Here is a 25,474-nt window from a genome sequence, read left to right as displayed (position 1 = left end):
GTCGGAAACCACCCGATTTCTGACTGCGTTCAGGTCACCGGATTGTAGGTCGGGCCGCGTCGGGCAGCATTCAGAGCGCCGACCAAGGCATTGTAAAAACTCGCCTTTTCCTCCGGTCCGAGAAAGCCTGCAATGCGCAGCCGGCTGCCGCGAGAGATCAGATAAAGGTGCTCGATGCCGTATTCCTCGTCGATCTCCTGGTCGAGCCGGACCCAGAGCGGGTTGAACGTCCATTCGGCAACCTGGCCGCGGTGACTGACGCGGCGCACGCGCAGCTCCGAGGGCGTGATCACGATCTCCTCGCTGGCCCGCGCGGCGCGGAAATTGGCCTTGAAGGCCCACCAGATCACGAGCACGTCGAGGCCGAAGAAACCGAACACCGGCCAGGCGCCCATCATCAGGAAGACGAGGCCGGTGACGAAGCTGACCGCGCTCACGAACAGCATCACGGCGAGGAAGCCGGTGCGGTTCAGCGAGCGGTGCGGCGTCAGCAGCGCGGAAAAGATCTGCACGTCGCGCGGATCAGGATCGCTGCGCTCAATTTCGTTGCCTGTGCTCATCGTCCGTCAGTATATCCCGATCATGGCGAAAATCACCCGCAAGCCGGTCCCGCGCAAGGCCGCCGCGCCGAAAAAGGCAAAGGCCGCTGTCGCGAAGCCCAAGCCCGCCGAGAAAACGGCTCCAGCGAAAAAATCACTCAAAGCGATCAGACCCTGGACGCCCGCCGAGGTCCGCGAGGTCTTCAGCCGTTTCCGCAAGGCCAACCCGGAACCGAAGGGCGAGCTCGAGCACGTCAATCCGTTCACGCTGCTGGTCGCCGTGGTGCTGTCGGCGCAGGCGACCGATGCCGGCGTCAACAAGGCGACGCGCGCTCTGTTCGAAATCGCCGACACTCCGCAGAAGATGCTCGATCTCGGCGAGGAGCGCCTGCGCGACTACATCAAGACCATCGGCCTCTACCGCACCAAGGCGAAAAACGTGATCGCGCTGTCGGCAAAGCTGCTCAGCGAGTTCGGCGGCGAAGTGCCGCGCACCCGCGCCGAGATCGAGTCGCTGCCCGGCGCCGGCCGCAAGACCGCCAACGTCGTGCTCAACATGGCCTTCGGCGAGCACACCATGGCGGTCGACACGCATGTCTTCCGCGTCGGCAACCGCACGGCGCTGGCGCCCGGCAAGACGCCGCTGGAGGTCGAGCTCGGTCTCCAGAAGGTCATCCCGGCCGAGTTCATGCTGCATGCCCATCATTGGCTGATCCTGCACGGCCGCTATACCTGCCTCGCGCGCAAGCCGCGCTGCGAGGTCTGCCTGATCAACGATCTGTGCCGGTGGCCGGAGAAGACGGTGTGAGACGGCGCCGTTAGCGCATCTGCCGCGCCGGTTCGATCAGCTCCGGCCGCGGGCCTGACAGCCGCTTGTGCATGTGGACCATGAAGGCCATGCCGAAGATCGGCGTCGCCAGATTGACGATCGGGATCGAGACGAAGGCGGCGATGAACAGGCCGGCGGTGAGGATGGTCGCGGCATTGTCGCGCCGCATCGCCTTGGCTTCCTCCGGCGAGCGGAAGCGCATCGCCGCGAGCTCGAAATATTCGCGGCCGAGCAGCCAGGCCGCGGCGAGGAAGAAGATCAGAAAGCCGGCGCCGGCGAACAGCACCAGCGGCAGCGCGATCAGGTAGACCAAGATCGTCAGCAGCGCGGTCTTGATGCCTTCGAAGATCGCCTGGTTGAAGGGTAGCGCGAGGCCCGGCTGCTCGGCCGGATAATGCTCGCGCTCCACGACATCGGCGACGTCGTCGACGAACAGGCTCGCCACCAGCGAGGTGATCGCGGGCATCAGGAAGATGCCGCCGAACACGACGCCGAGGCCCGCCGCGATCGAGACGATCCAGGACAGGACGTCGAGTGACGTATGCCAGCCCGGCCCGAGCAGGCCTTCCAGCCAGACCTCGCCGGAGGTCGCAAACCAGCTGAGCAGCCGCTGCAGGCCGATCGCCAGCACAATGATCAGCACCAGCGCGAGCCCGATCGACCGCCACAGGATCGAGCGCATCGGCGGCGACATCATTTGCGACAGCGCCTTCACGGCGGCATCCAGCATGGGAGACCCTTTCACGAAATCACCCGCGAGAGGTAGACACCGATTGCGGCTTCGGCAAGGGAGAGCGGCTGTCTTCCCTTCTCCCCCTTGTGGGAGAGGGTTTGCACTGCCCGCACACTCGTTCCGGCCTATTCATGCCGGTGCCCGTGCTTCCGCGCCTTCGCAGCCTTCCGCTCCCCGGTCGGAATCATCACGACGCGGCCATAGCGCACGCCGCGTTCGGCGATGATGTGGTCGGCGAAATGCTTGACCTCGTCGGCAGCGCCCTTCAGCGCCGTCATCTCCATGCAATTGTTGTCGTCGAGATGGACATGCAGGGTCGCCAGCGCGAGGTCGTGATGGCCGTGGAATTCCTGCACCAGGCGTTTCGACAGATCGCGGGCGGCGTGGTCGTAGACATAGACGAGGCCGGCGACGCATTGGCCTGTTTGCGCGGTGTCCTCGGTGCTCTGCTGCAGGCCGGCGCGGGCGAGGTCGCGGATGATCTCGGAGCGATTCTGGTAGCCGCGCGCCTCCGCCGCCGCGTCGATCTCCGCCAGCAGATCGTCCTCGATCGTGATCGTAATTCGCTGCATCAGATGCTCCCGCCTGTGTCCCCTGAACCGTAGCCCGGATGGAGCGAAGCGCAATCCGGGGCGGTGCCAATATGAGGGCAGGCCCCCGGATTTCGCTTGCGCTCCATCCAGGCTACGCAGCCATCCCTACAGCCGCGTCGCACGCAGGCGCAGCGCATTGCCGACCACGCTCACCGAGGACAGCGCCATCGCCGCCGCGGCGATGATCGGCGAGAGCAACAGGCCGAAGGCGGGATAGAGGATGCCGGCCGCGATCGGGATGCCGGCGGCATTGTAGATGAAGGCGAAGAACAGGTTTTGCCGGATGTTGCTCATGGTCGCCTGCGACAGTTTTCGCGCGCGGACGATGCCGGTGAGATCGCCCTTGAGCAGTGTGACGCCGGCGCTCTCCATCGCGACATCCGTGCCGGTGCCCATAGCAATGCCGACTTCGGCGGCGGCCAGCGCCGGCGCGTCGTTGACGCCGTCGCCGGCCATCGCGACGATGCGGCCGGCCTTTTGCAGCTTGCTCACCACCGCGCTCTTCTGGTCGGGCAGCACCTCGGCCTCGACCTCGGAGATGCCGAGCCGGCGCGCTACCGCTTCCGCCGTGGTGCGGTTGTCGCCGGTCAGCATGATCACCTTGATGCCTTCGTCTGCCAGCGCCTTCAGCGCCTCCGGGGTCGAGGCCTTGACCGGATCGGCGATCGCGAACAGGCCGGCAAGCGCACCGTCGACGGCCATGTTGATCACGGTCGCGCCGTCCTGGCGCAGCCGCTCGGCCTCGGCGTCGAGCACTGTCGTGTCGATTCCGATCGAGGCGAGATATCTGGCGTTGCCGAGCGCGATGGTCTTGCCCTCGACCTTGCCGGTGGCGCCCTTGCCGGTCGGCGAGTCGAAGTGCTCGACCTGGCCGAGCGCGAGCTGCTTCTCCTTGGCCGCGCGCATGATCGCGTCAGCCAAAGGATGCTCGCTGGCGCGCTCGACGCTGGCCGCGAGCCGCAGGATGTCATCTTCCGCAAAGCCGGCGGCCGGCACGATCGCGACCACCTTGGGCTTGCCCTCGGTCAGCGTGCCCGTCTTGTCGACCACCAGCGTGTCGATCTTCTCCATCCGCTCCAGTGCCTCGGCGTTCTTGATCAGCACGCCGCCCTGCGCACCGCGGCCGACGCCGACCATGATCGACATCGGCGTCGCAAGGCCCAGCGCGCAGGGGCAGGCGATGATCAGCACGCTGACGGCGGCAACGAGGCCGAAGGCCAGCCGCGGCTCCGGTCCGAACCAGGCCCATGCGCCGAACGCGACGAGAGCGACGACGATCACGGTGGGCACGAACCAGCCGGCGACCTGATCGGCGAGGCGCTGGATCGGCGCGCGCGAGCGCTGCGCGTCCGCGACCATCTGCACGATCTGCGACAGCAGCGTCTCGCGGCCGACCTTGTCGGCGCGCATCACGAAGCTGCCCGACTGGTTCAGCGTGCCGGCAATGACCTTGGCGCCGGCTTCCTTGGTGACCGGCATGGACTCGCCCGTCACTAGGGATTCGTCGAGCGAGGAGCGCCCCTCCAGGATGATGCCGTCGACCGGCACCTTCTCGCCGGGACGAACGCGCAAGCGGTCGCCGGCATGAAGCGTATCGATCTCGACCTCGTGCTCGCTGCCATCGGCATCGACGCGGCGCGCGGTCTTCGGCGCGAGCTGCAGCAGCGCCTTGATCGCGCCCGAGGTCGCGTCACGCGCGCGCAGCTCCAGCACCTGGCCGAGCAGCACCAGCACGGTGATGACGGCAGCCGCCTCGAAATAGACGGCAACCGCGCCTTCATGGCCACGGAAAGTGGCAGGGAAGATCTGCGGCGTGACGGTGCCGAGGACGCTGTAGACATAGGCAACGCCCGTGCCCATCGCGATCAGCGTGAACATGTTGAGGTTGCGCGTCAGCAGCGATTGCCAGCCGCGGACGAAGAACGGCCAGCCGGCCCACAGCACCACCGGCGTGGCGAAAACGAGCTGGATCCAGTTCGAGAGCGTCGCGTCGATCCAGTTGTGGGGACCCGCGAGATGGCCGCCCATCTCCAGCACCACGGCCGGCAGCGCCAGCGCGCCGCCGATCCAGAACCGGCGTGTCATGTCGGCGAGCTCGGGGTTGGGTCCGCTCTCCAGGCTCGCGACTTCCGGCTCCAGCGCCATGCCGCAGATCGGGCAGCTGCCGGGACCGACCTGGCGGATCTCGGGGTGCATCGGGCAGGTGTAGATCGTGCCCGCGGGCATCTCGGGTTCGGGCGCCTTCTCCTTGGCGAGATATTTGGCGGGATCGGCGGCGAACTTGGTGCGACAGCCGGCCGAGCAGAAATGGAAGGTCTCGCCGTGATGGTCAAAGCGGTGCTTCGAGGTCGCGGGATCGACGCTCATGCCGCAGACGGGGTCCTTGACCCCAGTCAAGGCGTCACCGCGGTCATGGGTGTGATGATGGGCATGGCCGGAATGATCGCCGTGACCCCCGCAGCACGAGGAGGTCGCGGGCTTGGCGGCCGGCGCCGCCTTGCTCGAACAACCGCATCCGGAAGGCTTGTCCGTGTCGTGATGATGCCCGTGCTCGTTGTTGTTCATTGCCATGCTCCGGCCCTTATGCCTGGTCTCGTATCCGGGCTTGCAACCCATACCCGGTAGGGGTATATAGACCTCATGCGCAAGGACATCAAGGCATCTGTCGGAAAACGCCTGGGCCGGATCGAGGGCCAGGTTCGCGGCCTCTCGAAAATGGTAGAGGAGGACCGCTACTGCATCGACATCGTGACGCAGATCTCGGCGGTGCGTGCCGCGCTGCGCCGGGTCGAGGAAGAAGTCCTGAAGGATCACGTCGCCCATTGCGTCGAGCACGCCATCGCGAGCGGCGACAAGGCCGACCAGCGCGAGAAGATCGCGGAGCTGATGGCGGTGATCGGACGGGCGGAGCGGTAGGTTTTCACCGTTGTCGCGAGCGCAGCTTCGCCGCTACGCCGATCGCAATGACGGTTCGTGAGGAGAAGTCCCGCAACACACTCGGTGTCGTGCCTGCGAACGGAGGGACCGCAGTGGTTATGCCGCTTTCACTCTTGCGCGGCCACGCCGACGCGGGCGGTACATCGCCAGCTTCTTCAGCAGCGGGACATGCTCGGAAGCAGTGACGCTTCCGGCCACTGCAACATCCGCACTCACTTGCTCAGCCGGAATCTCATCCGGCGCCTCTTGGTCAACCGCTTCAGGAACGAGCGGCGGCGCACTGATCGTTTCTGGAAACACACTGAATGTGCCCGCTACCTCCTCGAGCGGCTTCTGCTTGTCGGCCCAGTGCAGAGCGGTGTAGTCGAACCCGTGCACGATGGTGGGTTTGACGACTTCGAAATAGGGCGAGATGTCGAAGTCGCGGGGCATGTAGAGCGAGGAATCGCGGATGTGCAGGATCTCGCGGCGGGCGGCGCGGCTGCCGGCCTTGGTGATCTTCGGCAGGATCGGGTAGCGCACGGCGTCGAAGGCCTGCGCGATCAGCGCCGAGCAGATGATCTTGGTCGGATCGCCCGAGCCGATCGCGATCATGCGTCGCCGCCAGCGCTGCGGCACCGGCAGCGGAAACAGGAAGCGCATGAGGTCGACGATGTTCTTAGTGTCGTAGCCGAAGCCGATGCGGTTGATCGCATAGCGGCAGACCGTGGTGCGATCCTCATAGGACAGCCCGACCGGGCGGCAAACGCGGGTGTGATACGGGAAATATTTCGACAGCGGCGCCGAGGTGACGCCTTCGCCGATATTGGCCTCGATCAGCACGTGCGGCTCGCCATCGGGCTCAGCGGCGCCTTCGACCGGACCGACATAGAGCGCGGCATGCGACCAGGTCGACTGGGTCAGATATTTGATGATGCCGGAGATGCGGTTGTTGCCCTCGACCAGCAGCACGTCGCCGGGCTCGATGACGCCGCGCAGGTGCTCGGGGTCGCTTGGTGTGAACGGCTCGTAGCCGGGCACCTCCTTGGAGAGGTACGCGGCAATCAACTTGCCGACTGAATCTAGGACCGTCCCCATTTCAAACTCCCCCCACGGCCTTTTCCGGCCGTCTTTTTCCCTTCTCTATCATGGTCGAAACGTGTTGCCATTCGGTTCATCAAACCGTGAGGTCAAGCACGATTGATTCACCATGATGGTTGCCGTGCAACATCAGATGCGGCAAGGTTCGCTAACTGTTCCCGTTTGCCGCAAGTCCTCGGAAACCATGACATGACAATCACGCGCCGCGGTTTCCTTGTCGCGTCGGCGGGCCTTGCCGCGATGCCGGTCCTGCGCGCAAGCGCCGCGCCCTTGCCGCGCGAGGCCGACATCGTCGTGGTCGGGGCGGGGGCTGCGGGCATCGCCGCGGCGCGGCGCATCATGGCGACGGGCCGCAAGGTCGTCGTGGTGGAAGCGGCATCGCAAATTGGCGGCCGCTGTATCACCGACAGCACGACCTTCGACACGCCGTTCGACCGCGGTGCGCGCTGGATGCACAATCCCGACACCAATCCGATGATCCGGCTGGCGCGCTCCGCCGGGCTCGACGTGCTGCCGGCGCCGTCCGGCCAGAAGATGCGTATCGGCCGCCGCAACGCGCGAGCGGGCGAGACCGAGCAGTTCCTGGCGGCGCTGGTGCGCGCCAACCGCGCCATCGACGAGGCGGCGCGGGGAAAGCTCGATACCTCCTGCGCGTCCGTGCTGCCGAAGGATCTCGGCGACTGGGCGGGCGCGGCCGAGTTCATGCTGGGCGCGAGCTTCGCCGGCAAGGATCTGAAGGAGCTGTCCGCGATCGACAAGGGCCGCGCGCAGGACCGCAACGCGGCGATCGCCTGCCGTCAGGGCTTGGGCACGCTGATCACCAAGCTCGGCGAGCAGGCGCCGGTGGCGCTGTCGAGCCCGGTGAGCCGCATAGCCTGGAGCAGCCGCGACGTCGGTGTGGAGACGCAAGGGGGCAAGATCGCCGCGCGTGCCGTCATCGTCACGGTCTCGACCAACGTGCTGACATCTGGCGCGATCAAGTTCACGCCCGACATTCCCAAGCGCACGCTGGACGCGGCGTCGAAACTCGGCCTCGGCAGCTACGATCGCATCATGCTGCAATTGCCGGGCAATCCGCTCGGCCTGTCGCGCGACGACAGCCTGATCGAGCAGAGCAATTCGACGCGTACGGCGCTGATGTTCGCCAATATCGGGGGATCCTCGCTCTGCTCCATCGATGTCGGCGGCGCGTTCGGCCGCGAACTGTCCGAGCAGGGCGAGAAGGCCATGGTCGCCTTTGCCAGGGAATGGATTACGAAGCTGTTCGGCAGCGAGGCGGCGGCCGCCGTGCAGAAGACCAGCGTCACGCGCTGGAACGCCTCGCCCTACGTGATGGGCGCGATGTCGGCGGCGTCACCCGGCGGTCAGCTCTCGCGAAAGATTCTGACCGAGCCGATCGGCAATGTGTTCCTCGCCGGCGAAGCCACCCATGAGACGCTGTGGGGCACCGTCGACGGCGCCTGGGAAAGCGGCGAGCGGGCCGCGGATGCCGCCCTGCGCAAGATCGGCGCGCTCAAGGACGACCCAGCGGATGTGCCGACGCAATCGACCAAGAAGCGGCGCGTGCCGCGGCAGTAGGGCACTCCGCCTCAAAACAGCGGAGATTATCGGCGCAACACCCCGTCCAGCGCCGGTAATCCAAAAATCACCGCCAACGCAATCAGTCCGTAGCAAATCCCGCGAAACACCTTTTCGCTCGCGCGTCCGAAAAGCGAGGCGCCGAAGGCGACGCCGATCGCATAGACCGGTCCAACGATCAGCGACAGCACCAGCGATTCGCGGCTGATCAGGCCCGTGGTCGCGTAACTGATCATCGAGAAGAAATCAGAGGCGCCGAAGAACAGCACGATGTTGGCGCGCGCGACGATCGGCGCGATCGGTCGGCCGAGCCAATAGCCGACGATCGGCGGGCCGCCGGTCTGCGCGAGGCCGCTGCAGAAGCCGGAGAGCCCGCCGATGCCGACCGAGAGCCAGGAATGGTCCTTGCCGCGATAGCGCCAGCCCGACAGCAGCAGAAGCAGGAGCGCGGTGACGAAGCAGGAGATGATCCAGCGCGTGGTGACGGGCTCGAGCACGCTGAGGAAATAGGTGCCGACGGGGACGCCGACCAGCGCGCCCAGCACGATCACGGCGGTGGCCTTGCGGTCAGCCTTCCGCCACGCGTCCGGCAGCAGCGGCGCCGCCGAGACGAAATCGATGACGAGCAGGAGCGCCGCAACGAGTCGCGGCGCCGCGATGCTGCTCGCGAGCGGCATGAAGATCAGGGCCGAACCGAAGCCGGAGAAGCCGCGGGCGGTGCCCGAAACGAAAGCGACGGCGCAGAGCGCCATCGCGATGGTGAGGCTGACGTCCTTGGGGAGGAAATCAGCGAGGGTCATCCGCGAAGAATGCCGCCGGTCTTCTTCGTGACCTCGGCGACGATCTTCGCCGCGACGGCGTCGATCTCCTGATCGGTCAGGGTCTTCTCGCGCGGCTGGAGCGTCACCGCGATCGCGATCGATTTCTTGGCCTCGTCGATGCCCTTGCCCTCATAGACGTCGAAGACGTTGACGCCGGTGATGAGCTTCTTGTCGACACCTTGCGCGGCGCGCACGATGTCGCCCGTCTTCACGGTGCGATCGACGATGAACGCGAAGTCGCGCGACACGGGCTGGAACGCCGAGAGTTCGATCAGCGGCTTGGCGCGGGTCGGCTTCTTCTTCGCCTCCGGGATACGGTCCAGGATCACCTCGAATACGACAAGCGGGCCGTCGGCGCCGAGTGCTTCAAGCGCGCGCGGATGCACCTCGCCGAAGTAACCGAGCACGTTCTGCGGTCCGATCTGGATCGTGCCGGAGCGGCCCGGATGCAGCCAGGACGGTCCACCGGACACGATCTGCAGCGCCTGCATCGGCGCGCCGCTTGCTGCCAGGACCGCCAGCGCATCAGCCTTGGCGTCGAAAACATCGGCCTGCGCCGAGCCGGTCCAGTGCCGTCCCAGGCCTTCGGACGAAGCAATGCCGTGGCGGACGCCGCTCGCGGCCATGAACTGGTCCTGCGGGCGATCGCCCTTGAACACCTGGCCAACCTCGAACAGCGCGACATCGTTCACGCCGCGGTTGGCGTTCGCCTGTGCCGCCGCGATCAGGCCCGCAAGCAGCGTCGGACGCATGTCGGAGAGATCCGACGCGATCGGGTTGGCGACTTCGAGTTCGCGCTGGCCGCCGCCGAACAACTGTGCCGCGCTCTTGGTGATGAAGGACCAGGTCACCGCCTCCACCATGCCGCGGCCCGCGAGCGCGCGCTTGGCCCGGCGCGTGCGCAGCTGGAGCGGCGTCAGCACCGGCTTGCGCGCGTCCTCGCCGCGCTCGAACGGCGTCATCGGAACCTTGTCGACGCCGAAGATGCGGACGATCTCCTCGACGATGTCGGCCTTGCCGTGCACGTCGGAGCGCCAGGACGGCACAGCGACCTTCACGACCGGCCCCGGGCCAGCCATCATGAAGCCGAGATGGGTCAGGATGCGCTTCATCTCTGCTTGCGGCACGTCGATGCCGGAGAGACGCTTCACTTCGGTGACCGGGAAATCGATCACGCGGTCGTCGCCGAAGGATTTGCCGACGACGACGGTCTCGGACGGCGCGCCGCCGCACATCTCCATCACGAGTTTCGTCGCAAGCTCCAGGCCGGGCACCATGAAGGCCGGATCGACGCCGCGCTCGAAACGGTAGCGCGCATCGGAATTGATGCCGAGCTTGCGGCCGGTCTGGGCGACGTTGATCTCGTTCCACAGCGCCGCTTCGATCAGCACGTCGGTGGTGGTCTCGTCGCAGCCCGAGGCCTCGCCGCCCATGATGCCGGCGAGCGATTCGACGCCATGCTCGTCCGCGATCACGCAAATCGCGGGATCGAGATTGTAGGTGCGGCCGTCGAGCGCCAGCAGGCTCTCGCCGTCGCGCGCACGGCGTACGACGAGATTGCCCTTCACCTTCTTGGCGTCGAACACGTGCAGCGGGCGCGCGCGGTCGTAGGTCATGAAGTTGGTGATGTCGACCAGCGCGTTGATCGGGCGCAGGCCGATCGCGGTCAGCCGCTTCTGCAGCCATTCCGGCGACGGCCTGTTTTTGACCCCGCGCACGAGGCGAAGCGCGAAGCCCGGACAGAGCGAGGTGTCCTCGACCGTGACCTTCACCGGGCAGAGGAATTCGCCTTTGATCGGCTTGATGGTCGGGTCCTTGAACTTGCCCATGTCGGCGGCGGCGAGGTCGCGCGCGATGCCGTGCACGCCGGTGCAGTCCTGCCGGTTCGGCGTCAAATTGATCTCGACCACGGGATCGCCGAGCGCCGCCCATTCGGCGTAACCTGCGCCGATCGGCGCATCCGCCGGCAATTCCATGATGCCGTCATGATCGTTAGAGATCTGCAGCTCGGCGGCCGAGCACAGCATGCCGCGGCTCTCGACGCCTCTGATGGTGCCGACGCCCAGCGTGATGTCCTTGCCGGGGATGTAGGTGCCGGGCGGCGAGAACACGCTGACCAGACCCGCACGCGCATTCGGCGCGCCGCACACGACCTGCACCGGCGCGCCACCGTCGCCGGTGTCGACCATGCACACGCGCAAACGATCCGCATTCGGATGCTGCTCGGCGGAAATCACCTTCGCAATGGTGAAGGGCTTGAGCGCCTTCGCCTTGTCCTCGATGTTCTCGACCTCGAGCCCGATCATGGTGAGCTTCTCGGCAAGCCTGTCGAGCGGCTCATCAGTCTCGAGATGATCCTTCAGCCAGGAGAGGGTGAATTTCACGAGCTCAGCCCTCCGGCAAGCGTTGGTACTTCGAGCGGCTTGAAGCCGTAATGGCTCAGCCAGCGGACGTCGCTGTCGAACAGCTGGCGCAAATCGGCGATGCCGTATTTCAGCATGGCGATGCGGTCGATGCCCATGCCCCAGGCGAAGCCCTGGTACTCGTCGGGATCGATGCCGCAGGCGCGCAGCACGTTCGGATGCACCATGCCGCAGCCGAGGATCTCGAGCCAGTCCTCGCCCTCGCCGAAGCGGATCTCGCCCTTGTCGCGGCGGCACTGGATGTCGACTTCCAGCGACGGCTCGGTGAACGGGAAGAACGAGGGTCGGAAGCGCATGTTGATGTGGTCGACCTCGAAGAACGCCTTGCAGAATTCGTGCAGGATCCATTTGAGGTGGCCGAGATGCGAGGTCTTGTCGATGACGAGGCCTTCGACCTGGTGGAATTGCGGCGTGTGGGTCGCGTCCGAATCGATGCGGTAGGTACGGCCCGGGCAGATCACGCGGATCGGCGGCTTCTGGCTCAGCATGGTGCGCACCTGCACCGGCGAGGTGTGCGTCCGCAGCAGCATGCGCGAGCCGTCCTCCTTCGGATGGAAGAAGAACGTGTCGTGCATCTCGCGCGCGGGATGGCCTTCCGGGAAGTTCAGCTTGGTGAAGTTGTAATCGTCGGTCTCGATGTCGGGACCTTCGGCCACCGAGAATCCCATGTCGGCGAAGATCGTGGTCAGTTCGTCCCAGACCTGGCTCAGCGGATGGATGCGGCCGGCTTCGGCCTGAGCCTCGCGCAGCGGCAGCGTGACGTCGACGGTCTCGGACGCCAGCCGCGCATCGAGCGCCGCCGACTTCAGGACGTCGCGCCTTGCCGCGAGCGCCTGGGTGACTTCGTCCTTGGCCTGGTTGATCGCGGCGCCTTGCGACTTGCGCTCGTCCGGCGACATCTTGCCGAGCGTTGCGAGCAGCGCGGAGATCGAACCCTTCTTGCCGAGGGCTGCGACGCGCACGGCTTCGAGCGCGCCCTCGTCGGCGGCGGCGGCGATGTCGGCGATGATCTGGGCTTGGAGCTGGGCAAGATCGGTCATGGCAATCCCTTTTGGCCAGGATGCTGAGCCGATGATCCTAGCCCGTTACGCCCGGCCCAGAAGCGCGAAGCGCGTCTTCGCGAAAATGCGCCGGGCTTCCACGTCGGAGAAGTGTTTGCGCGAGAGACGGCCGGGGCATCAAGGCGCAAGAAGCGCCTCTGCCCCAGGGGCCATCACAAGCTGAACGCTGCGCAGAGCACAGTGGAGGACGGCTTGCGCCGTATCAGGCCGCCAGCGCGGCTTTGGCCTTCTCGGCGATCGCCTGGAACGCGGCGGGCTCGTTGACCGCCAGATCCGACAGCACCTTGCGGTCCACGGTGATCCCGGACTTGGCCATGCCGTCGATAAACCGGCTGTAGGTCATGCCGAACGGACGGACGGCAGCGTTGATGCGCTGGATCCAGAGCGCGCGGAACGTCCGCTTCTTGCGCTTGCGGTCACGGAAGGCGTACTGCATCGCCTTCTCGACGGCCGGCTTGGCGGCGCGGATGGTGTTCTTGCGGCGGCCGTAGAAGCCCTTGGCGGCCTTGTAGACTTTCTTGTGCTTGGCGTGGGCGGTCACACCGCGTTTGACGCGAGACATGACGAAATCCTTCAGAGATGACTTTGGTTATCGGATTGCCGCGCAAGACGCGGCACGGTTGGCAATGATCGGGGACGCGATCAGGCGTTCGGCAAGAAGTACTTCTTGACGTTGTCGCCGTCGGTCTTGAACAGCACGCGGGTGCCGCGGAGCTGACGGATCTGCTTCTTCGTCCGCTTGATCATGCCGTGACGCTTGCCGCGCTGGGCGTGCATCACTTTGCCGGTGGCAGTCACCTTGAAGCGCTTTTTAGCGCCCGATTTGGTCTTCAGCTTGGGCATTTGGCTCTCCTAATGGCCACAGAGTTCCGCCCGCGAAGGCGGCTGGCCGTCAAAAATGCTCGTTAGAGCGTTGATTGTGCTCAGGTTTTACGAACAAGCGCGAAACCCGCACGAAACACCGCCACGGCAGCCCTTAATCAGCCGGGCGATGAAGGCTGGGCTTATGGCAGAGGACAAGCCAATTGGCAACGATGAACCACCGGAACCTGCCCCGCGACTATCCGGAATTGCTGCCCTCATGTCCAAGTTTGTCGCCTGGAGCAGGACCACAATGGCCGATTTTTCCCAATTGCTTTCGTCTCTGACCGGTTTCGCCCGCCCGCGCCATCTGGCGCTGTTCGCCGTGCTGGCCACGGCCGCGCTGCCATCGACCGCCGATGCCCGTGCCGGCGGCTATGACGGCATCTGGAATGTCACCTTCGCCACCACAAGGGGCAATTGCAGCTCGGGCTACAGCGTGCCCTTCACCGTCACGGGTAGCCGGGTCTCGTCCGCCGGCGGCGGCCGGGTCTCCGGCACGGTCAGGCGCGGCGGCGCGGTCGCGGTCCAGGTCTCGGTCGGCGCGTCCCATGCCAACGGTGGCGGCCGGCTCGCTGGGGTCAACGGCGCCGGCTCGTGGAAGGGCGTCATTTCCGGCGACGCCTGCAGCGGCACCTGGCAGGCGACACGGACGTAACTGTCGCCAGGCGCTCGGTGCGCTCTCTCTCCCGCAAGCGGGCGAGTTGCAGCAGCGCTTGCGGGTTGCACCTTTGCCAAAACAAAACGGCCCGCCGGAAATCCGGACGGGCCGTTGAACCTCTTAACGTCCTAACGTGCTGGAATCAGCGCGGCGCCAGCACCATGACGACCTGGCGGCCCTCGAAGCGCGCGTCCTGCTCGACCTTGGCGAGTTCGGCCACGTCGGTCTTGATCTTGTCCAGCAATTTGGTGCCGATCTCCTGGTGCGCCATTTCGCGGCCGCGATAGCGCAGCGTGATCTTGACCTTGTCGCCCTCTTCGAAGAACCGCTGCATCGCGCGCATCTTCACGTCGTAATCGTGATCGTCGATCATCGGGCGGAGCTTGATCTCCTTGATCTCGACGGTCTTCTGCCGCTTGCGGGCTTCGGCGGCTTTCTTCTGTGCCGAATACTTGTACTTCCCGTAGTCCATAATTTTGCAGACGGGAGGGCTGACGTTCGGCGAGATCTCGACAAGATCCATGCCGGCTTCCTGAGCCATGCGGATTGCCATAACTGTCTCGACGGTGCCTTTGTTGTCACCGGCCGCGTCGATCAGCTGGATCTGCGCATTGCGGATATCATCATTGATGCGCGGCCCGTCTTTGCTGGCAGCGGGCGGAGCTTTATTAGGACGGCGAATGGGTGGTTCTCCAAAGTTGTGAAAGAAGCGGCTATCTTGAAGGAAGTTGCGGTTGCCGGCAAGCAAGTCGCTCATGCGGGACGCGAAAAACCCTCAAATGCGAGGTATTTTGGCCACGCCCGGGCACGCTGACCGACATAGACACCTTGCGTCTGTTCCGCAAGCGTCCCAAAGGGCGCAGCCGCATCCCGGTTGCGTCGCAGGAGGCACCCCGGACAGCTCAAACCGCACAGCCAGAGTAAACGTTCCATGACTTCAGCAATTCCCGATGCCGTGCCCGACTTCATCAACGTTGGCGAGGGGCCGTCCGCACGCAGGATCGCGGTGCGCCGCCGTGCCGGGAAGGACCATGTCTCGGGGCCTGGCCTGGTCTGGCTGGGCGGATTCAAGTCGGACATGCAGGGCGGCAAGGCCTTGGCGCTGGACGCCTGGGCCCGGGATCACGGCCGCGCCATCGTCCGGTTCGACTATTCCGGTCACGGCGAATCCGGCGGCGATTTCGCCGATGGAACCATCGGCAGCTGGCTCGAGGACAGCGTCGCGGTGTTCGAGCGCTTTTGCGAGGGGCCGCAGGTTCTGATCGGCTCCTCCATGGGCGGCTGGATGGCGCTGTTGCTCGCGCGCGAGATCAAGAAGCGACAAGAGAAACAACAAGCCAAGGCCTCGCTTGCTGGGCTCGTGCTGATCGCGCCGGCGCCCGATTTCACCGAAGAGCTGATGTGGAAGAATTTTTCGCCTGCTGTGAAGCAGGAGATCGAGACCAAGGGCGTCTGGATGCGGCCGTCGGACTATGGCGACGGCTCGCCCTATCCGATCACGCGGAAGCTGATCGAGGAGGGGCGCAACCATCTCGTGCTCGGCAGCGCCATCGATCTCGGCTGCCCGGTTCGCATCCTGCAGGGCGCCCAGGACCCGGATGTGCCCTGGCAGCACGCCTTCGCGCTGACGCACCGTCTGCCGGCCGACGACGTCGTGCTGACCATGATCCAGGACGGCGACCACCGCCTCTCCCGCCCGCAAGACATCGCGCGGATTCTTGCCGCGGTGGCCGAGATCGGGTGAAACTGTTCCCCCCTGTCCCACAAGGGGAGAGGGAAAGAAGAGCGCCGGGAGGATAACACGATGACCACCATCGCCATGCTGCGCGCTTTCTGCGACGCCGTCGAGCAACGCAACGGCCGCGCCTTTGCCGAGCTCTTCACCGAAGACGGCGTCTATCACGACGTCTTCTACGGCGCCTTCGCAGGCCGCGAAAAGATCGCCGCGATGATCGACGACTGGTTCTATCGCACGGCGACCGATTTTCGCTGGGACATGCATGACCCCGTCACCGACGGCACCACGCTCTATGCGCGCTACACTTTCAGCTATCGCTCGACGCTGCCGGAGGCGAATGGTGCGCGTGCGATGTTCGAGGGCGTGGCGATCATGACGCTTCGTGAGGGGCAGATCGTCAGCTATCACGAGGTCGCCAACACGGCGCCGGCGTTCGTCGATCTGAAGTTCGCGCCGGCAAGAATCGCGAAGATCGTCGCCAAGCAGGGCATGGAATTGAAGCAGCGGCCGGAGATGCAGCGGCATCTCGCCTGACCGTCATTCCGGGGCGCGCGAAGCGCGAACCCGGAATGACAAGCGGAGAAAGGCGCGCGCTCCCTACCGCTTCGACGGATTCGCCATCGGCTTGCGCTGCGCCAGCGCGGCGACCGTTGCGGTGCCGATCGGGCCCGCTTCGTCATAGAGCCAGCATTCGCCGATCGCGACGCCATCCGTGGCGTGGTGGTTCACCACCTCGAAACCGATCCACTGCGTCACCGGCAGGCGATGCAGATAGATCGTCACGTCGCTGTTGATGTAGCCGAGACCTTTGTCGCCGGCATTGGCAAAGGGGCTGGCGAAATCGGCGCCGGTGGCGACGTGGACGAACGGCGTCATCGGCACGCCGGCGACGAGCTCGCGCACCTCGCTCATCCAGAGCCGGCGCGGTCCGAGTGAGCCCATGTGGCCGACGATCGGGCGCGTCGTCCATTTGCCGTTCATGCCGAGCCTGGGATCGGTGGGTTTTGGAATGTCTGACGGCTTCGGCACGTCCCAGTTCGGCGGCGACCAGACATTGCCGTCCGGATTTTGCGTCTTGCGCAGCAGCTGGCAGGAGGCGCGCGCCATGCTGACTCCGCCGGAGACGAATTCCGCCTCGACCACGCGGATGCGCAGCCCGTCGCGCACCAGGCGCGTCGTCACCTCGATCGGCTTGTCGATGGTCGGCAGCCGAAACATGTCGACGGTGAGCCGCGCCGGCACCAAGTCGGGACCGGAATGGCGCTCCTCGATGGCGAAGCCCAGCAGGCCGACGATGACGCGACCATGCAGCGATTTCGGATCCCATGGACCGTTTGCGACTTCCGTCGGATGGAATGTGTCGCCGTCGCGCGTGAAGAAAGGCATGTTTGTCATGCGCGCGAGATTGCGGGAATGAGCGGAGAAATCAAGGGTGGGAGGCGCACACATTGGCCTCAACAACGGTGTCATCGCCCGCCTTGTGCGCAATTGCGACTGGGGCGGGCGATCCAGTACTCCGTGACGGCCGTGATGAATCGAGAAGCTGCGGCGTACTGGATTCCTCGCTTCCGCGGGGAATGACAGCGGAGAGCTAGGAAGCGGCTTGCCACTCCTCACGAACGCTCTCGTCGGGCTCGCGATCGAGAGCATGCAGGCTCAGCGCCGCAAACGCCTCCCGCTCCACCAGCTGCCCCAACGCCCACACCGCAGCCCCACGCACCAGCGGACTGGCATCATCCAGCAATCGCCGCGCCTCGCCCGCCAGCGCGACCTCCCCGGAGTTGCCGATCGCAATCAGCACGTTGCGCAAGAAGCGGTCGCGGCCGATGCGTTTCACCGGGGATTTTGTGAACAGCGCGCGAAACGCGGCGTCGTCGAGCCGCGCCAGCTCGGAAAGTGACGGCGCGCGCAACTCATCGCGCGCCGCGAGCTTCGCTTCGCGTCCCTCCTGCGCGAACTTGTTCCAGGGACAGGCGGCGAGACAGTCGTCGCAGCCATAGATGCGATTGCCGATGGCTTTACGGAATTCGCGCGGGATCGGCCCCTTGTTCTCGATGGTGAGATAGGAGATGCAGCGCCGCGCATCGAGCTTGTAGGGCGCGGGGAATGCCGCGGTCGGGCAGATGTCGAGGCAGGCCTGGCACGAGCCGCAATGATCGATCTCCGCGGCGTCGCTCGGCAACTCCAGCGTTGTGTAGATCGCCCCGAGAAACAGCCATGAGCCGAACCCGCGCGAGACGAGGTTGGTGTGCTTGCCCTGCCAGCCGAGACCCGCGGTCTGCGCCAGCGGCTTCTCCATCACCGCCGCGGTGTCGACGAACACTTTCACGTCCGACGGCGCGGTCGCAACCAGCCAGCGCGCCAGCGCTTTCAGCCGTTTCTTGATGAGGTCGTGATAATCGTCGCCTTGCGCATAGACCGAGATCGCTGCGCGCGTGCGCTGCGTGAGAACCGCGAGCGGATCGGAGTCGGGGCCGTAATTGACGCCGAGCATGATCACGCTGCGCACGTCGCTCCACAGCCCGCGTGGATCGACGCGGCGCTCCGGCTGTGCCGCCAGCCAGTCCATGTCGCCATGGCCGCCGGATGCGATGAACTCGAGGAAGTATCTTCCGGCGTTCTCGATCGTGCCGGGTGCGGTAACGCCGATGCAGTCGAAGCCGAGCGCACGCGCTTCGCGTGCGAGCGCCGTTTTCAGTTCAGTCGGATCGGAACTCAGAAATCCAGGTCCACGTAGGTCCGCGATGCCGGCACGCCGGCCAGCCATTCGCTCAGCAGCGGACGGAACGACGGGCGGGACTTCACCCGCGCGTACCACGCCTTTGCTGAATCGTCCTCGCTCCATGGCACGTCGCCCAGATAGTCGATCGCCGAAAGATGCGCCGCGGCGGCGAGGTCCGCGTAAGTGAGCCGGTCGCCGGCGAGGAAATTGCGCGTCTGCGCCAGCCAGCCGATATAGGCCAGATGATAGCGCACATTGGCCTTGGCGGCGCGCATCACGTCGGCGGAAGGCGCACCGCCGCCGTTCTCCTCGCTCATGAAGCGCTTGTAGATGCGCTCGGTGACGAGGGGATGCGAGACCTCCTCGAAGAACTTCTCGTTGAACCAGGCCATCAGCCGGCGCACCTCGACGCGCTCGGAAATCGTCTCCGGCATCAGGCGCTTGGGTCCCATCTCGGCGCCATAGGCTTCGTCGACATATTCCGCGATGATCGCCGCGCCCGGGACCGGTGGCTGCTCGTCGTCGACCATGACGGGTGTCGTCCCCGCCGCATTGAGCAGCAGAAATGCCTCGCGCCGTTCCCAGCTGCGCTCTTCGACCAGCTTCAGGTCGAGCCCGTACTCGCCCGCGATCAAGCGGATGAAGCGCGAATGCGGACAGAACGGATGATGAAACAGCGTAAACATGAAGCCTTTGACTATTTGATGGTGCTTAAGAATCCATCAATGTTTGTGCGGTGCCACACTAGTCCTTCAAAACCGCGAGGCAAGGGCGTGATGTCGCATTTTGCGATTGCGGCATAGGGGCGAATAGGCGAGAAGAGCCCCGCTTTTCAAGCCGAAATGGACCGTAAATATGTCAGACGCAATACGGGCAGTGATCCTCGGCATCATCGAGGGCGTGACCGAGTTCCTTCCCGTATCCTCGACCGGCCATCTGCTGCTCGCGGAGCGCTTCTTCCATCTCGGCGAAGGCGCGTTCTGGGATTCGTTTACGGTTCTGATCCAGCTCGGCGCGATCCTCGCCATCGTCGGCCTCTATTTCAAGAAGCTCTGGGACGTCGTGATCGGCTTCTTCACGGGCGACACCTATTCGCGCCGCTTCGTGATCGGCGTGCTGGTGGCATTCCTGCCCGCTGTGATCGTCGGCCTCGTCGCCGGTAAATACATCAAGAGCGTGCTGTTCAATCCCTGGGTCGTCTGCTTCACGCTGATCGTCGGCGGCGCCATCCTGCTCTGGGTCGACAAGCTCGATCTCAAGCCGCGCGAGCATGACGCCACGAGGTTTCCGCTGCTGATGTATCTCTATATCGGCATCGCGCAGTGCGTGGCGATGATCCCGGGCGTGTCGCGTTCCGGTGCCAGCATCGTCGCCGCGATGTTCCTGGGTGCCGACAAGCGCGCGGCGGCGGAGTTCTCGTTCTTCCTCGCCATCCCCACCATGATCGGCGCGTTCGCCTACGATTTCTACAAGAACCGCTCCGAGATGACGATGGACCATATGGGCATCGTCGCGATCGGTTTCGTGGTGTCGTTCATCACCGCGATCATCGTGGTCAAGACGTTCCTGGAATACGTCACCCGGCACGGCTTCGTGGTGTTCGCCTGGTGGCGCGTCATCGTCGGCACGCTCGGCCTGATCGCGCTGGCGCTCGGCCGGTAGGCGCGAAGTTCAGGTAACAGCAGTCGCGACGTCGAAGCTCGTCATGCCCGGCCTTGTGCCGGGCATCCACGTTCCTGGCGGCTCCTCACGCGCTCTTGCGCTGGAACTGGCCGGCGGCGCGGAAACGCCAGAGATATTGCGGGGCGATCGCTTCCAGCGAATCGGCCTGGATGCCGAGGCCTTCCAGCGTCAGCCCGGCGGCTTTCGCCGCGTCGGACACGACATTGTCGCGCTCCAGCAGCGTGACCTGGTCCGGCGTCAGCTTGAACGCGCCCGGCGCGAATTGCAGGAAGGCGGCCTTGAAGCGGGCGAGGCCGAACGGCAGCGGCACCAGCATCCGCTCGCGATCGGTGATGGCGAGGATGGCCTCGATGATCTCGCGCATGGTCAGCACTTCAGGCCCGCCGAGCTCGTAGGTGGCGCCCGCCTTGGCCTTGCCGTCGACGGCGTCCGCGATCGCGGTGGCGACGTCGCCGACATAGGCCGGCTGCATCTTGGTCTCGCCGCCGATCAGCGGCAGCACCGGCGAGATCCGGGCCAGCGCGGCAAAGCGGTTGGTGAACTGGTCCTCGGGGCCGAACATCACGGACGGGCGGAAGATCGTGGCCGAGGGCACCGCGGCCAAGACCGCGGCTTCGCCGGCCGCCTTGGCCCTGGCGTAGCGCGAGGGCGATTCGGCGTCGGCCCCGATTGCCGAGACATGCACCAGGCGGGCCCCTGCCGCGGCCGCCGCCTTGGCGACCGTCTCGGCACCCCTGGCCTGGACCGCGTCGAAGGTCTGCTCGCCGGCTTCAGTGAGGACGCCGACCAGATTGATCACGACATGCGAATCACGCAGCGCGGCTTCGACCGAAGCCGGATAGCGCAGATTGGCCTGCACGGTGTGGACCTGCCCGACCCTGCCGGAGGGCTGGAGATACCCGGCCAGTTCCGGCCGCCGCACCGCGACCCGGACCCGATAATCGCGCTTGCACAGGGCACGGACGACATTCCGGCCCAAAAACCCCGATCCGCCGAAAACCGTGACGAGAGTTTCCAGATTCGATGCCATGGGAGCCAATCCTGCGGAAAAGAGTGCGTCTTGTCAGGCTTGTATCGGGCCGGTTTGCGATGCGCAATCGGCATCCCGACCGGGCCGCAAGCATGAATTGACAACGGCGTCACCGAACCGTAGTAACCGCCTCCGTGCCCCAAACGGCATGCCCAGGTGGTGGAATTGGTAGACGCGCTGGCTTCAGGTGCCAGTGGCTTAACGGCCGTGAAGGTTCGAGTCCTTTCCTGGGCACCATTTTGCGGGATTTGGTCCCCAAATAGGGCTGCTTCCAATCGCAGGCGCTGGCCGGACGGCGATCCCGCTACCGCCGGCCATGAGGGGCCCGTTCCGGACCGAACTCGTCGGCTTTCCCCTCACACCACCCGCTTCCCCGTCCGCTCCGCCACCGCCTTCTGCACGAAATACATCATCACCAGCGTGATGATCGTCGTGGCGACGACGACGTAGCCGATCCGGTCGAAATGGAGCAGCGCCCCGTCGGGCGCCTGCACGATGATCGCACCGGCGAGCACCGAGCCGAGGCCGCCGGAGAGCTGCTGCAGCGAGGCGCTGACCGCGCTGAAGGAGCCGCGCTGGGTCGGATCGGGGATCGCCGACATCAGCGCCTGCGAGGGGATCATGCGCGAGAAGATGCCGATGAACATCAGCACGTTGACGACGATCGCGGTCACCAGCGAGACGTGGCCGAGATGGGTGTAGATCAGCACCATGATCACGGTCATCACGCAGCCGAACACGAAAGTCGGGTATTTGCCGAACGCGTCGCTGGCTCGGCCGACCAGCGGCCCCGTGACGATGCTGAACAGGCCGGAGACGAGATAGATCGTCGGCAGATGCGTGATGTCGATGCCGAGATTGTGCACGGTGAAGGCGCTGGAGAACGGCATCAGCATGTAGCCGCCGGTCGCCAGCAGCGTCGTGACCGCGAAGGCCAGCGTGTAGCGCGGCTGCGCGAGCGTCGCGATCAGATGGTGGAACGGGTTTTTGTCCTGCCTCAGCTTCAGATGCGCATCGACCGGCTCCATGGCGAAGGCGATGATGGCGATCGCGGCGATCGACACCACGACGATCGCGATGAAGCAGACATGCCAGCTCCAGTGATTGGCGAGAAACAGCCCGGCGGGAATGCCGAGCACCTGGCTCGCCGCGAACGCCGTCTGGATGATCCCCATCACGCGGCCGCGCATCTGCAGCGGGAACAGGTCGGTGATGATGGCGAGTACCACCGAGCCGATCACGCCGCCGAACAATCCGGTCACGATCCGGCCCATGAGCAGCACGTGGTAGTTCGGCGCCGCCGCGCAGAGCGCGGTGCCGAGCGTGAAGCCGACATAGAAGAACAGCAGCAGGCGCTTGCGGTCGAAGCGATCGGCAAAGCCGGCGGCCAGCACGCCCGAAATGCCCGCACTGAACGCGTAGGCCGACACCGCGACGCCGAATTGGGTGGCCGTGATGTCGAGCGCGGGCATCAGGATGGCGCCGAGCGGCGACATGATGATGAAGTCGAGGATGATGGTGAACTGCGTGAACGCGAGCAGCGCGATGAGAAGCGCCTGGTAGCGCGAAAAGCCGCGCGGCTGTTCCGATGGGGCGTCGATAGGCGCAGCGAGCGTCTGTTCGGTCATGGATCTCGATTTCGTCGGGGGGCGGGGAGAGAAAGCGGAAGATGGGGTGGGCCCGCATGATTTTCACGGGCGCACGGCCCTCATTCCTGACGGAATCCGAAGCTCGCGCCGGGTTGTGGGATCCGTGCAACAGCCCGCGATCCGGCCAACCGTCCGGCGGCTTCGCGAAAGGCGTGCGCGGGCTGAGAAGCCGGGCGCCGGCCCCGCACCCCATGAATATGGGAGGACGCAATGCCGCGCGGTCCCTCGCGCATCCGGCGTCTTCCAAAGCCATGGACTGCATGCTTTGAGTGTCGCCGTGCCACGCAAGCGTCAATCGTTTTGACGCGGTGGCGGCCTGGGGCTGGAAGTGACGGCGGTCTTCGTTCTTCGTGCGCCACTTGCCGGTCGCAAGGTTGGAGGACGGGGTGGGGACCAACATGATGATTTCATCGCGCGCGCGAATCGCCGCTTGTCTCACGACGGCATTGCTTGCCGCGATCGCGGCCTGTGCCGGCGCGCCGCAAGCCCGGGCCCAGTTCATCTGCGTGGATGGTACCTTGTCCGATCAAGGCGCCAGTGCGGCCGGCTCAGGGGGCAATTTTGCCTGCGGGCCCTCCGCCTCCGCTCCGGGTGCGGGCAGCAACAACTCCGCGATCGGGAGCGGCGCTTACGCTGACGGAAATGCCAGCAGCAATATTGCCGTCGGTTCCGCCAATGCCAGCGGCCATAGCAGCTCCAATATTGCGACGGGAAACAATGCCAACGCCAGCGGCAACAACAGCTTCAACAGCGCGACCGGAGCGGGAGCCATCGCCAGCGGTGACGGCAGCAAAAACATGGCGTCCGGAAACAACGCGCAGGCCGGCGGTGACAACAGCAACAATATCGCGGCCGGCGCCGGAGCCAACGCCAGCGGCAACAACAGCGGTAATCTCGCGTCCGGGCTCACCGCCCTGGCCAACGGCGACAACAGCAGGAACGTTGCGACCGGGCGCAGTTCCAATGCCTCCGGCAACAACAGCAGAAATGTTGCGACCGGGTTTGTCGCCAGGGCTTACGGGGACGGCAGCGCCAACACCGCGACGGGGACCAACGCCAACGCCTACGGCAACGGCAGCGGCAACATCGCGACAGGCCCCAACTCCAACGCGACCGGCGACAACAGCTTCAATATCGCGACCGGTGTGAATACCAACGCGAGCGGGTCCGGAAGCAACAACGTCGCCACCGGCAACGCCGCCGTCGCCTACGGCACCAACAGCTTCAACACGGCGACCGGCTATCTGGCGCATGCCCATGGCACCAATTCGGGGAACGTCGCGAACGGTGCGCAATCTGATGCCAGCGGCACCGGCAGCTTCAACACCGCCATCGGAAACGGCGCCAATGCGAGCGGAAACGGTGTCGCAAACACCGCCGTGGGCAACGGCGCCAACGCCACCGGCGCGAACTCGTCGGCCTTCGGCAATGGCGCATCGGCAACTTTCGCGAACTCGACCGCGATCGGCAACGGCGCCACCGCGACGCGCGCGAACCAGCAGGTTTACGGGACGGCGAGCAATACCTACACGATGTCAGGCGTCACCTCGGCCGCGAGCACGGCCGCGCAATCAGGGCCCGTGCAGCTCGTCACCACTGACGCTGCCGGCAATCTCGCCGCCACCTCGCTCAGCGCGCTCGGGTTTGCGAGCCCCGCGGATATCGCAGGCATCAACAGCCAGCTCGCAGGCATCAATGCCCGGCTCAACGACCTCGACGGCAGGACCGGCAAGGCGGTCAACGGTGTCGCGATGGCCTTCGCGATGTCCGGCTCGCCCTGGCTGATGCCGTCCGAGAAGATCGCGATGAGCATGAACTGGGGCACGTTCCAGAACACCAATGCGCTCTCCATGAGTGCGGCGCTGCGTGTCAGCGAGCACGTGCAGGCCAGCGGCGGGCTGACCTATGGCACGAACGGCGGCGGCTTGGGCGGTCGCGTCGGCATGCGCGTCGGCTGGTGAAGGCCGCAGGGCCATTGCATGCAAAGGGCCGTGCCATGCGATTGATCGTGCGAGCCGTGATTGCACTGGCGCTGCTGCTGTCCTGCGGCAGCGGGGCGATGGCGCAGCAGAAGACGCCCGGACCGGCCCCGGCGCAGCCGTCGCTGCCCGTCACGCTGGAGAAGGCGCTCTATCTGATCCGCTCGACGCTGCTCACGCTGAATGATGCCAACCGCACCGGCAATTATACGGTGCTGCGCGACCTCGCGGCGCCCGACTTCCAGGCGCGCAACACCGCCGCAGACCTCGCCCTGAATTTTCTCGACCTGCGGCGCCGCAATTTCGATCTCTATGCTGCGGCATTGCTGGCGCCGCAATTCAGCGAAGCGCCCGCGCTCGATCAGCGCGGGATGCTGCGCCTCGCAGGTTACATTCCGACCCGGCCGCAGCAGATCCAGTTCGATCTGACGTTTCAGATCGTGGCCGGGCAATGGCGCCTGTTCGCGATCGCGATCGCGACGCCGGAAGCTGCATCGGCACAGCCGCATGCCCAGGTGACGCCTGCCAAGCCCGCCGCGCCGAAGAAGGCGCCCTGA

General features: G+C 65.4%; 25 protein-coding genes and 1 tRNA gene. 10 read left to right on the top strand and 16 right to left on the bottom strand.

Translation table 11 applies throughout. The annotated features are described in order from the left end of the window. Nucleotides 1-29: 29 nt before the first annotated feature. Nucleotides 30-560, bottom strand: coding sequence for a DUF2244 domain-containing protein (locus RPS27_RS14150; protein ID WP_211415239.1), 531 nt, complete (start codon nt 558-560; stop codon nt 30-32). 22 nt (nt 561-582) lie between these two features. Here RPS27_RS14150 and nth point away from each other — a divergent pair, with 22 nt between their 5' ends. Beyond that, on the top strand, nt 583-1,347 hold the full coding sequence (nth, locus tag RPS27_RS14145; protein ID WP_212064850.1) for an endonuclease III: 765 nt from the start codon (nt 583-585) through the stop codon (nt 1,345-1,347). Nucleotides 1,348-1,357: 10 nt separating this feature from the next. Here the strand turns inward: nth and RPS27_RS14140 are convergent, their stop codons facing one another. From RPS27_RS14140 to RPS27_RS14130, 3 genes are all read right to left on the bottom strand, one after another. After that, the gene (locus RPS27_RS14140; protein ID WP_313754074.1) at nt 1,358-2,098 is read right to left on the bottom strand and encodes a sulfate transporter family protein; all 741 of its coding nucleotides are present in this window, start codon (nt 2,096-2,098) and stop codon (nt 1,358-1,360) included. A 128-nt stretch (nt 2,099-2,226) separates the two neighbouring features. Then, nucleotides 2,227-2,673, bottom strand: a complete 447-nt coding sequence (gene nikR / locus RPS27_RS14135; protein WP_212064852.1) for a nickel-responsive transcriptional regulator NikR — start codon at nt 2,671-2,673, stop codon at nt 2,227-2,229. Nucleotides 2,674-2,799: 126 nt separating this feature from the next. Next, nucleotides 2,800-5,259, bottom strand: coding sequence for a heavy metal translocating P-type ATPase (locus tag RPS27_RS14130; RefSeq protein WP_211415243.1), 2,460 nt, complete (start codon nt 5,257-5,259; stop codon nt 2,800-2,802). Nucleotides 5,260-5,334: 75 nt separating this feature from the next. On the opposite strand from RPS27_RS14130, the gene RPS27_RS14125 reads away from it, so the two are divergent. Next, a complete protein-coding gene (locus RPS27_RS14125; protein WP_007598521.1) occupies nt 5,335-5,610 on the top strand; it encodes a metal-sensitive transcriptional regulator in 276 nt (91 codons plus the stop codon). A gap of 117 nt (nt 5,611-5,727) precedes the next feature. Here the strand turns inward: RPS27_RS14125 and RPS27_RS14120 are convergent, their stop codons facing one another. Beyond that, entirely contained in the window at nt 5,728-6,708 is a 981-nt protein-coding gene (locus tag RPS27_RS14120; protein ID WP_212064853.1) for a YiiX/YebB-like N1pC/P60 family cysteine hydrolase, read from the bottom strand. 192 nt (nt 6,709-6,900) lie between these two features. Between RPS27_RS14120 and RPS27_RS14115 the strand changes: the two genes are divergently transcribed. Next, nucleotides 6,901-8,289 carry a flavin monoamine oxidase family protein gene (locus RPS27_RS14115; protein ID WP_212064854.1) on the top strand — a complete coding sequence of 463 codons (1,389 nt, stop codon included), beginning with the start codon at nt 6,901-6,903 and terminating at the stop codon, nt 8,287-8,289. A gap of 26 nt (nt 8,290-8,315) precedes the next feature. On the opposite strand, the gene RPS27_RS14110 is transcribed toward RPS27_RS14115, so the two are convergent. From RPS27_RS14110 to rpmI, 5 genes are all read right to left on the bottom strand, one after another. After that, the gene (locus tag RPS27_RS14110) at nt 8,316-9,089 is read right to left on the bottom strand and encodes a sulfite exporter TauE/SafE family protein (RefSeq protein WP_194405219.1); all 774 of its coding nucleotides are present in this window, start codon (nt 9,087-9,089) and stop codon (nt 8,316-8,318) included. Further along, nucleotides 9,086-11,494 carry a phenylalanine--tRNA ligase subunit beta gene (gene pheT, locus RPS27_RS14105; RefSeq protein ID WP_313754073.1) on the bottom strand — a complete coding sequence of 803 codons (2,409 nt, stop codon included), beginning with the start codon at nt 11,492-11,494 and terminating at the stop codon, nt 9,086-9,088. Before pheT ends, RPS27_RS14110 begins: the two co-directional genes overlap by 4 nt. Next, the gene (gene pheS, locus RPS27_RS14100) at nt 11,491-12,573 is read right to left on the bottom strand and encodes a phenylalanine--tRNA ligase subunit alpha (RefSeq protein ID WP_211415248.1); all 1,083 of its coding nucleotides are present in this window, start codon (nt 12,571-12,573) and stop codon (nt 11,491-11,493) included. The genes pheT and pheS overlap by 4 nt, the downstream gene beginning before the upstream one ends. Nucleotides 12,574-12,796: 223 nt before the next feature. Further along, nucleotides 12,797-13,156: a 50S ribosomal protein L20 gene (gene rplT, locus RPS27_RS14095; protein WP_194405215.1), complete on the bottom strand. Its 360-nt coding sequence runs from the start codon at nt 13,154-13,156 to the stop codon at nt 12,797-12,799. Nucleotides 13,157-13,236: 80 nt separating this feature from the next. Beyond that, complete coding sequence (rpmI, locus tag RPS27_RS14090; RefSeq protein ID WP_008539890.1) at nt 13,237-13,437, bottom strand: 50S ribosomal protein L35; 201 nt, start codon at nt 13,435-13,437, stop codon at nt 13,237-13,239. 271 nt (nt 13,438-13,708) lie between these two features. Here rpmI and RPS27_RS14085 point away from each other — a divergent pair, with 271 nt between their 5' ends. Continuing rightward, nucleotides 13,709-14,113, top strand: coding sequence for a hypothetical protein (locus RPS27_RS14085; RefSeq protein WP_211415249.1), 405 nt, complete (start codon nt 13,709-13,711; stop codon nt 14,111-14,113). 145 nt (nt 14,114-14,258) lie between these two features. Here the strand turns inward: RPS27_RS14085 and infC are convergent, their stop codons facing one another. Beyond that, nucleotides 14,259-14,798, bottom strand: a complete 540-nt coding sequence (gene infC / locus RPS27_RS14080) for a translation initiation factor IF-3 (RefSeq protein ID WP_080672213.1) — start codon at nt 14,796-14,798, stop codon at nt 14,259-14,261. A 249-nt stretch (nt 14,799-15,047) separates the two neighbouring features. On the opposite strand from infC, the gene RPS27_RS14075 reads away from it, so the two are divergent. Together RPS27_RS14075 and RPS27_RS14070 are read left to right on the top strand one after the other, a co-directional pair. After that, on the top strand, nt 15,048-15,860 hold the full coding sequence (locus tag RPS27_RS14075) for an alpha/beta hydrolase (RefSeq protein ID WP_212064856.1): 813 nt from the start codon (nt 15,048-15,050) through the stop codon (nt 15,858-15,860). A 60-nt stretch (nt 15,861-15,920) separates the two neighbouring features. After that, nucleotides 15,921-16,388 (top strand): nuclear transport factor 2 family protein, encoded by a 468-nt coding sequence (locus RPS27_RS14070; RefSeq protein WP_212064857.1) that lies wholly within the window; start codon nt 15,921-15,923, stop codon nt 16,386-16,388. A 63-nt stretch (nt 16,389-16,451) separates the two neighbouring features. Here RPS27_RS14070 and RPS27_RS14065 read toward each other — a convergent pair whose 3' ends face one another. The 3 genes from RPS27_RS14065 to RPS27_RS14055 form a co-directional block, all read right to left on the bottom strand. Beyond that, nucleotides 16,452-17,249, bottom strand: a complete 798-nt coding sequence (locus tag RPS27_RS14065; protein ID WP_212064858.1) for an acyl-CoA thioesterase domain-containing protein — start codon at nt 17,247-17,249, stop codon at nt 16,452-16,454. A gap of 196 nt (nt 17,250-17,445) precedes the next feature. After that, nucleotides 17,446-18,621 carry a tRNA epoxyqueuosine(34) reductase QueG gene (queG, locus tag RPS27_RS14060; RefSeq protein ID WP_212064859.1) on the bottom strand — a complete coding sequence of 392 codons (1,176 nt, stop codon included), beginning with the start codon at nt 18,619-18,621 and terminating at the stop codon, nt 17,446-17,448. Next, a complete protein-coding gene (locus RPS27_RS14055) occupies nt 18,570-19,262 on the bottom strand; it encodes a glutathione S-transferase family protein (RefSeq protein WP_211415253.1) in 693 nt (230 codons plus the stop codon). The genes queG and RPS27_RS14055 overlap by 52 nt, the downstream gene beginning before the upstream one ends. A 169-nt stretch (nt 19,263-19,431) precedes the next feature. On the opposite strand from RPS27_RS14055, the gene RPS27_RS14050 reads away from it, so the two are divergent. Next, nucleotides 19,432-20,238, top strand: coding sequence for an undecaprenyl-diphosphate phosphatase (locus RPS27_RS14050; RefSeq protein WP_211415254.1), 807 nt, complete (start codon nt 19,432-19,434; stop codon nt 20,236-20,238). 85 nt (nt 20,239-20,323) lie between these two features. Here RPS27_RS14050 and RPS27_RS14045 read toward each other — a convergent pair whose 3' ends face one another. Beyond that, nucleotides 20,324-21,289 carry a complex I NDUFA9 subunit family protein gene (locus RPS27_RS14045; RefSeq protein WP_212064860.1) on the bottom strand — a complete coding sequence of 322 codons (966 nt, stop codon included), beginning with the start codon at nt 21,287-21,289 and terminating at the stop codon, nt 20,324-20,326. Between the two features lie 150 nt (nt 21,290-21,439). On the opposite strand from RPS27_RS14045, the gene RPS27_RS14040 reads away from it, so the two are divergent. Then, nucleotides 21,440-21,526, top strand: a tRNA-Leu gene (locus tag RPS27_RS14040). Between the two features lie 119 nt (nt 21,527-21,645). Here the strand turns inward: RPS27_RS14040 and RPS27_RS14035 are convergent. Beyond that, the gene (locus RPS27_RS14035) at nt 21,646-22,917 is read right to left on the bottom strand and encodes an MFS transporter (protein ID WP_212064861.1); all 1,272 of its coding nucleotides are present in this window, start codon (nt 22,915-22,917) and stop codon (nt 21,646-21,648) included. Between the two features lie 419 nt (nt 22,918-23,336). On the opposite strand from RPS27_RS14035, the gene RPS27_RS14030 reads away from it, so the two are divergent. Together RPS27_RS14030 and RPS27_RS14025 are read left to right on the top strand one after the other, a co-directional pair. Beyond that, entirely contained in the window at nt 23,337-24,899 is a 1,563-nt protein-coding gene (locus RPS27_RS14030; RefSeq protein ID WP_313754072.1) for a hypothetical protein, read from the top strand. A 35-nt stretch (nt 24,900-24,934) separates the two neighbouring features. Continuing rightward, on the top strand, nt 24,935-25,474 hold the full coding sequence (locus tag RPS27_RS14025) for a hypothetical protein (RefSeq protein ID WP_249131353.1): 540 nt from the start codon (nt 24,935-24,937) through the stop codon (nt 25,472-25,474).

The organism is Bradyrhizobium sp. WYCCWR 12699 (assembly GCF_032144035.1).
Taxonomy (GTDB): Bacteria; Pseudomonadota; Alphaproteobacteria; order Rhizobiales; family Xanthobacteraceae; genus Bradyrhizobium.
This window is presented reverse-complemented; position numbering and strand designations above follow the sequence as displayed.